This window comes from Catenulispora rubra (assembly GCF_015356825.1).
Classification (GTDB): domain Bacteria; phylum Actinomycetota; class Actinomycetes; order Streptomycetales; family Catenulisporaceae; genus Catenulispora; species Catenulispora rubra.
The window spans coordinates 1-7,511 of sequence record NZ_JAACYW010000421.1; the positions used below are offsets into that span (position 1 = coordinate 1).

Genomic DNA, 7,511 nt, shown 5'->3' on the forward strand with positions numbered 1-7,511 from the left:
CGGTGGGATGCTGCGCACGGCTTACCTTTTTGGGGTGGTTTGCCCCCTTGGTAGGGCGGGGCCCTACCTACTCACCCCTGCTGATTAAGCCCGTCCACCACCGGCCGAGCATGCTCGAACCCGAGCCGCGACACCGTCGCCGTGTCCAGCCGGAAGAACCGGCCGTCCGTCGGCGGCAGCCCCAGCCAGCGCGCGCACAGGACGCGCAGCACGTGGCCGTGCGCGACCAGGCACACGTCCTCGCCGTCGCCGGCCGCCAGCATCGGCCGCACCCGCGCCAGCACCCGGTCCACCCGCGCGCCGACCTCCTCGATGGTCTCCCCGGGATGCTCGTGGTCGCCGGGCACGACGCCGTCGTCCCACAGGTACCAGCCGGGCCGGTCCTGGTGGATCTCGTCGGTCGTGATCCCCTCGTAGCCCCCGTAGTCCCACTCCAGCAGGTCGGGATCCTCGACCGCGCCGGTCAGGCCGGCCAACTCGGCGGTGCGCACCGCGCGTGTCAGGGGACTGGTGTAGACGGCGCCGAAAGAACGGCCGGCCAGGAGTTTGGCGGCCGCGCGTGCCTGGTCCTCGCCGACGGTGGTCAGCGGCAGGTCGGTCAGGCCGGTGTGGCGGCCGGAGCGGCTCCACTCGGTCTCGCCGTGGCGGAGCAAGATCAGCTCAGACATGTCCCCGAGCGTAGCCGGAGACGGGGCGGTGTGCGTGGCGGGTGCGGGTACGGGGGATGACGGGGGTTCGGACCGACGTCAACGCCCGGACTCCGATGTCGCGACCGCTGTTGTCGCCGATGCCGATGCCGATGCCGACGCCGAGACCGACGCCGCGACCGCCTCCGCCATGGCTTTCGCGGCGTACCCGGCCGCCCGGTTCGCCGCCGCGTCCGCGACCGGCCCCGCGGGCGCCGTCGTCGGACGCGTCGGCGCGCGCCGCACCTGCACCGGCCGCCCCGTCGCGGGCCGCACCTGCGTCGGCGCCGTCGTGAACGCCGCGAGCAGGCGGCGTGCGGTGTCCGTGAACGAGTGCAGGATCGAGTTCTCGGTGTCGTTCAGCGGGTGACGTCCGCCGTTGCCCGTGACGGTCGCGACACCGGCGCGCTCGCGCGGCCACAGCGAACCGTCCAGGAACTCTATGGCGTGCCGTCCGTCCAGCATGGCCACGTGACCGCCCGCACGACGGACCGCGCGCAAGAGCCCTGTCTCGCCATGCGCGTCGTGTGCCGCGTTGCAGTGGCCGCCGACGCGCCAGTACGTCTCGCTGTCGACCGCCATCAGTCGCGCTGACGTCGACGCACGCGGGCCCGAGGTCGGCGTGCGCTCGGCCGGTGTGCGGCGCCGCGCTTCCGCGACCACCAGGTCCATTCGCTGCGGCCCGCGCAACGCCGCCACCGCCGCCGCGATCGCGCCCGGCGCCAGCGCCAGTCCCGGGTCCGCGAACACCATCGCCTTGCCGCGCGCGGCGACCGCCAGCTGTTCGCAGGCATGCGCGTGCGCGCACCAGCCCTGCGGCGTCGGCGCGCCGATCAGCAGGCGCAGGCGGGGATCGTCCATCGCGGCCTGGAGCACCAGGCGGCGGGTGAGGTCCGTGGAGCCCGCGTCCAGGAAGACCACGTCCATCTTCGGCACCCGGGTCTGGGCCAGCAGTGCCCGCACACAGCGCAGCACGCGGCGCTCGTCGTTCAGGAGCGGGACGAGGACGGAGACGGTCTCGGTGGCCGGGGGCGGGTCGGCGGACAGCGCGAACGGCGCGAACGGCGCGGGCAGCGCGACCGGGGCGCCTGCCGGGTGTCGATTTCGTCCCACGGGCTAAAGCATCCCCACCGCGGGCCTTGATCGCAGTGTGGCGGAAAGCGGGGTGGGCCGTGAGGGTGATGGCGCGGGAACTAAACGGCCCAGATGCGTGGAGACCACGGGGGAATCGGGCTCTGCGGCGAGCTCTCTATAGCGGGCTCCTTAGAGGTCTCCATAAAGGAGGGGCGGGACCCGCGCCCCCACAGACGCGGATCCCGCCAAGGCCTGATGGCCTTCCCTACCCCCACTAGCACCCCCACCGGGTGCGTCGGCGGCTGCGAGAAGCAGCACATCCGATCATCCATATAGACGTTCGAGGGGGTGGGTTGGGTTGCAGTGTGACAGCGTTCTGTATGTTGCGATTTAGTAACAGCGTTCTCCGGCGCCGTCGTCGGACGTATGCGCAGGTACTCAGGCCGGACCTGAGTACTAATACCCATGAGGACTGTCGGTGTCATGCGTCACACTTACTGTCGGCACGACGGCTGCGCCACGGTGGGTGTCGGGGAGGCACGGCCGGCCGGGTGTCGGTGGGGAAGACCCGGTCCCGTTTGATGAGGCACTGCCGACACGGGGCGGCAGAGCTTCGTGAAACGGGACCGGATCGGGCGGTGCGGTGGTCGGTGCGCTGGCGCGGCCGTGGGTCGGCGGTTTCGTGGTTCAGCGGCTCGGCGGGTCCGTGGTTCAGCGGCTCAGTGGCCGACGGTCATCGAAAGTGCGGCGGCGTTGAGGGTTTCCCTTCGCCGCCGTCCTCGTTTTCGCAACTCGGGCGGCCGGATTTTGTGCGGCCGGCTCAGCGGCGACATGTGCCTGGTGCAGGGCGAACGCCAACCGTGATGATCGTCTTCGGGGTATCCATTCACTCATTTGAGCGAGCCTTGACTCGATTCCGTTGAGGGCGGGTGGCACTCGGGGGTAGCCTGGCTCAAGTCGAACAAAGATTCGATGATGGTCCGGACGCCCGGATCGGCCACCCCGCTGGGTGGTCGCGGGAGGGGAAGCCCGTGGCCGGCCCTCGGCCGGTCCGGGCGTACGGACGACAGAGGTGGCGGCTATTTGGAGGCTGCGATGAGTGCGAATGGGACGGGTGCCGCGGTGAGCACCGATGACGAACTGATCGACGTACTGCGCCGCCACGGCGAGCCGGCGCATTTCATCTGGCGCGGCAAGCTGTACCGCGTGCGCCAGGTCCTGTCGCACTGGATCCAGGTCGGCGCGGACTCCGGCGAACTCCCGTCGGTGCTGCTGCGCACCGACCGGCGCCTGGGCACGTTCGAGACCCTGGTGTTCGGCCGCGACCGGGAGGTCGAGCGCGAGCTGTGGAGCGTGCGCGCCAGCGTGGGGCGGGAGGGTGACGTGGAGGTGTTCCAGCTCTGCCACGACGTGCCCTCCGGCGGCTGGCTGCTCGTCGCCGAATCGCTCAGCTGCCTGCCGGAGCACCTCGGTCGCGTGCTGAAATTCCCGGAGAACTGACCGCGACGGCCGTTCATGGGGATTTCCCGCCTTGAACACCTGTTTTTGTCAGTGGGGCCTGTCACTGTGGAAGAGACATGCTGCGAGTGTCCGACATGTCATCAGTGGACCCTGACTAGTACAGGGAGGGAACTATGCCCGCCGCTCTCACAAGCCCGGACACGGGACCGATAGCAAGCTCCCGGGCCCATCCGCCGCCGCTGCCCCCGATGGGCTCCGGCGGCCACCGGCGCGGACCCGCCTCCCGCTCCGCACGCGACCTGTTCGAGCAGGCCGTGCACGAGCTGGCCGAGGCGGTCACGACAGCGCACCCCTACGACCGCTACTGCGGCGCGCACATGGCGGCCCTGCACGCCTCCGCCGCCGTGGTGACGGCCCGAGCAGTCCCGGCGGCCCCGACCCGCCGCCGCCCCCGCAGCGTCTGGGACCTCCTCTACCGCGAGGCCCCGGAACTGGCGGACTGGGCCGCCTACTTCGCCTCCGGCGCCACCCGCCGCGCCGCCGCCCAAGCCGGCCTGCCGAACGCGGTCAGCGACGCCGAAGCCGCCGAACTCGCGCGCGAGGCCGAGGTGTACCTCGGCGTGGTCGCGCAGCTGCTGGGGCTGCCATACCAGGACGGGCTGCCGCTGGGGTCGGGGTCGGAGGAGCAGCCGGCCGCGAGCTGACGGTGCTTGGGGGATTCTGACGCCCGGCCGGGTTGTGGGTGTGGTTGTGGGTCGGGAGGGCGGTGTGAGGCCGCCGCGTTTCGCGGGGTGATCTCGGTGCGCTGAGGCCGGGATTTGGTCGCGGCTTTCTCAGGGTGCTGTGACCGCTGGTCGGTGCGCGCCGGGGCGGATGCGGTGATCGCGGCTCGGTGTGCGCGAGTGCGATGTCGCTGTTCGCTGTACGCGCGATGGTGCTTGGTCGCGCCCGGTGGTGCTGTCGCGCCGATGTGCGCCGTGTGCGGGGCCACGCGATGATGCGGTGTGTGCGCCTAGTGGTGCTGTCGTGCCTTCGTGTGCCGCCACGCGACGGTGCGGTGTGTAGGCGCCTGGCGGTGTTGTCGTGCCGTCGTGCGTTCCCGCGCGGTGTTGTCGTGCCGTCGTGTGCTCCGAACGCGTGCGACCGTCCGGCAATGCCACCTTACCCGCTGCGCCAGGTTGCGCGTCGGCGAACGCGGCCGCGAGATTTTGGCGGCCGGCGACCAGCGACGTGATCACGACGTGATCCACGCTCGCTAGGGTCCGGGGTCATGGACATGGCGCACGGTGCGGTGCTGCTTGGCGCGGCGGCAGGGGCCGGCGGAGTCGACGCGATCGTGGGCGGTGGCGGGCTGATCCAGTTGCCGACGCTGCTGTTGGCGTACCCGACCCTGCCCGCCGCCGTCGCCCTCGGCACGAACAAGCTCGCTTCGATATCCGGCACCAGCACAGCCGCGGCCACCTACCTGCGGCGCACGAAGGTGGACCGCCGCGTGATGATCCCGGCGGCCGCGCTGGCGGTGGCGTGCGCAGGCGTCGGCGCGCTGTCGGCGTCACGGCTTCCGACGAGCGTCTTCCGACCGATCGTCATGGTCCTGCTGATCTGCGTGGCGGCATTCGTGGTCTTCCGCCCATCGTTCGGCGCACAGGACGCGAACCTGGCGGCCTCGCACCGCCGCCGCCTGACCACGACCCTCGTGGCCGGAATGGCCATCGGCTTCTACGACGGCATCTCGGCCCCGGCACCGGCACATTCCTGATCATCTGCTTCGCAGTGGGCATCGGCACGGAATTCGTGGCCGGCTCAGCGATGGCGAAGGTGGTCAACACCGGCACGAACTTCGGCGCCCTACTCGTGTTCGCGACGCAGGGCCACGTGATGTGGGCCCTCGGCGCGGGCATGGGCGCATGCAACATCCTGGGCGCACGCGTCGGCGCACGGCTCGCGCTGAAGCGCGGCGCAGGATTCGTGCGGGTGGTGCTGCTGGTCGTGGTGGCGGCGATGGTGGTGAAGATGGGGTTCGACCAGTTCGGGTAGCGGTGGCCGAGGGGGCGCACCCGCCGGATCGCAAGCACGCGCGATCTGGCCGGGGCGGCGCGCTGGCCGGATCGCGAGTGCCTTGCGCGAGGTCCTTCCGGAAGCGCGAACTGCGAGTCGCAATGCTGGCGAGCGCGATCACACCACCGGTCCGCTGGCTGCCGGATCGGTGGCCGCTGGATTGCTGGCTGCCGGTCTGTTGGCCGCCGGATCGGTGGCTGCCGGTCCGTTGGCCCCGGGTTGCTGGGCTCCCAGTCCGCCGATTGCCGGGCTGCCGCTTGCTGGACTGTCAGCTGTCGGGCCGGGTTGCCGTCTGCTGGACGGTCGGCGGTCGGGCCGGGCTGACGCCTGGTTGATCGTCGGCTGTCTGGCTGGGTTGCCGCCTGCTGGACCGTCGGCTGCCGGGTGGGGCCGGGCTCGCGTGGTGGGTCGGGCTCGTGGCTTTGCGTGCTCCCCGACGACTCCTATTGGAGCTACGAAGGAGGGTCGGCGTGTTGTTCCCGGGGGTCACTCGATCGGCCGTGTGTGGTGGCTTAGTACTGCAGCCGCACTTGGTGGTCAGGGTGGTGTCTGGCCCCGTCGTCGAAAGTGGCTGCGCTGAGCGCGTTTCTGATGACGGCGGCGCCAGATGCTCCAGCCGATCGTGAACAGTAGTTGCTGGGCCTGTGTGCCGATCCGGGTGAACAGGCGGCGGATCTCGGCCAGTGACAGGTCTACCAGCTCGTCAGACCGGTCGACCGCAGCCCCCTTTTCCGTGCGCGTTCGGCCGCGCGGATCACGGTCAGGCAGGCGTGGGCGGCCATCGACAGCGTGATGTGCCGATACCAGGCGGCGTACTTGCGGACCTGGTAGTGGTCCAGCCCACACTCGTTCTTCGCGGTCTGGAAGCACTCCTCGATAGCCCATCGGGCGCCGGCGACCTCGACCAGGGTCTTCAACGTCGTGTTCGCCGGTCCGAAACAGTGGTAGTAGGCAAGTTCCCCGTCGGAGATCGACCGGCGGGCCAGCACCCAGCGCTTGCGGCCCGGGACGTCGCAGGGCACCGCGATCCGCAGCCAGTCATAGATGCGCTCGCCGTGTGCCCCGGTCCCGGCCGAACGCCGATGCCAGCGGCCAGCGGGCTGATCGGCGACCAACTCGGCCACCGACACCCCGCCGGGCGTGGCCAAGTTGGTGGAGCGAGTGGCCATCACGAACGCCACATCCCGGTCGGCCATCCAACCGCGCAGCTCGGCGTTCTGCCCGAACGCCTCATCAGCGGTGACCCAAGCGAACGGCACCCCGGCATCCAGCGCCCGGGCCAGTATCACCTGGAACTGTTTGGGCTTGGTGGCGAAGGCGACCTCATCGCCGATCCCGGCTGCCCGGCACCGCTCTCGATCGGCGATCCAGGTGTGCTCCGGAAGGTACAGCTCCCGGTCGATCAGCGTGCGGCCGTGCCGGGACGCGTAGGCCAAGAACGTGCCGATCTGGCAGTTCTCGGTACGCCCGGCCGTGCCGGAGTACTGCCGCTGCACCCCGGCCGACTCTGTGCCCTTCTTCAAGAACCCGGTGTCATCGCCCACCAGCACCGCCTCCGGGTCGCCAAGCCGTTCCACGACGTACTCGCGTACCCGGTCACGGACCTCGTCGGCGTCCCAGACCGCATCGTTGAGCAGCCGCTGCATCCCGTCCGGAGTGGCCTCACCGGCGTCTTCGGCCAGCGTCCAGCCGTTTTTGCGCTCCAGCGGCGCCAGCAGGCCCCACATGTAGCGCAGGGCCCGCTGGCGCGGCTCCGACCTCAGGAACGAGTCACCGAACCGATCATGCAGACACGCCAGTTCCGCATCCCAACCCTCGATCCGCTCCAGGACATCAGCAGCAACGGCAGCACGATCCACACACCGCTAACGAGTCGCATCGCAACACGTCACACCAAGTGCGGCTGCAGTATTAGGCGCGTAGGCGTAGGCCTGAGGGGGTTGAGCGGAAGCCGGCGGCTGCTAGGGCTTGGGCTAGGGCTGAGTTTTTGCCTGCGTAGAGGACGTCTTCGCCGTCGGTTTTTGAGACTGTCAGTTTGCCGAGCCAGCCGTCGCGGACTGTTAGGGCTAGTGCGTCTACTGCTGGTTGGAGTGTTTTCAGGTTCTCGGTCCAGGACAGGAGGGTGCGGCCGCCGCGTTCTACGTACAGCACCAGTTCGCCATCTACTAGGACTACCAGGGCGCCGGCTTTGCGGCCGGGTTTGTGGCCGGTGGTGGGGGTGCCGTCTTCGGC

At 70.1% G+C, this 7,511-nt stretch carries 6 protein-coding genes and 1 pseudogene; 3 read left to right on the forward strand and 4 right to left on the reverse strand.

Going from position 1 to position 7,511, the window contains the following annotated elements; translation table 11 throughout:
• Nucleotides 1-71 precede the first annotated feature (71 nt).
• Together GWK61_RS50990 and GWK61_RS50995 are read right to left on the reverse strand one after the other, a co-directional pair.
• Nucleotides 72-668 (reverse strand): histidine phosphatase family protein, encoded by a 597-nt coding sequence (locus tag GWK61_RS50990; protein WP_194921267.1) that lies wholly within the window; start codon nt 666-668, stop codon nt 72-74.
• Between the two features lie 78 nt (nt 669-746).
• Nucleotides 747-1,799, reverse strand: coding sequence for a glycosyltransferase family 2 protein (locus tag GWK61_RS50995; RefSeq protein WP_194921270.1), 1,053 nt, complete (start codon nt 1,797-1,799; stop codon nt 747-749).
• Nucleotides 1,800-2,855: 1,056 nt separating this feature from the next.
• Between GWK61_RS50995 and GWK61_RS51000 the strand changes: the two genes are divergently transcribed.
• The 3 genes and pseudogenes from GWK61_RS51000 (at nt 2,856) to GWK61_RS60345 (ending at nt 5,258) form a co-directional block, all read left to right on the forward strand.
• A complete protein-coding gene (locus GWK61_RS51000; protein ID WP_194921272.1) occupies nt 2,856-3,260 on the forward strand; it encodes a DUF6504 family protein in 405 nt (134 codons plus the stop codon).
• Nucleotides 3,261-3,394: 134 nt separating this feature from the next.
• Nucleotides 3,395-3,925 (forward strand): SAV_6107 family HEPN domain-containing protein, encoded by a 531-nt coding sequence (locus tag GWK61_RS51005; protein ID WP_194921274.1) that lies wholly within the window; start codon nt 3,395-3,397, stop codon nt 3,923-3,925.
• Nucleotides 3,926-4,491: 566 nt separating this feature from the next.
• Nucleotides 4,492-5,258 (forward strand): annotated as a pseudogene (locus GWK61_RS60345) (TSUP family transporter).
• A 713-nt stretch (nt 5,259-5,971) separates the two neighbouring features.
• On the opposite strand, the gene GWK61_RS51015 reads toward GWK61_RS60345, so the two are convergent.
• Both GWK61_RS51015 and GWK61_RS57930 read right to left on the reverse strand, forming a co-directional pair.
• A complete protein-coding gene (locus GWK61_RS51015; RefSeq protein WP_194921275.1) occupies nt 5,972-7,099 on the reverse strand; it encodes an IS701 family transposase in 1,128 nt (375 codons plus the stop codon).
• Nucleotides 7,100-7,190: 91 nt separating this feature from the next.
• Nucleotides 7,191-7,511, reverse strand: a 321-nt coding sequence (locus GWK61_RS57930) for a hypothetical protein (RefSeq protein ID WP_228564343.1), incomplete at its 5' end; no start/stop codon positions are given.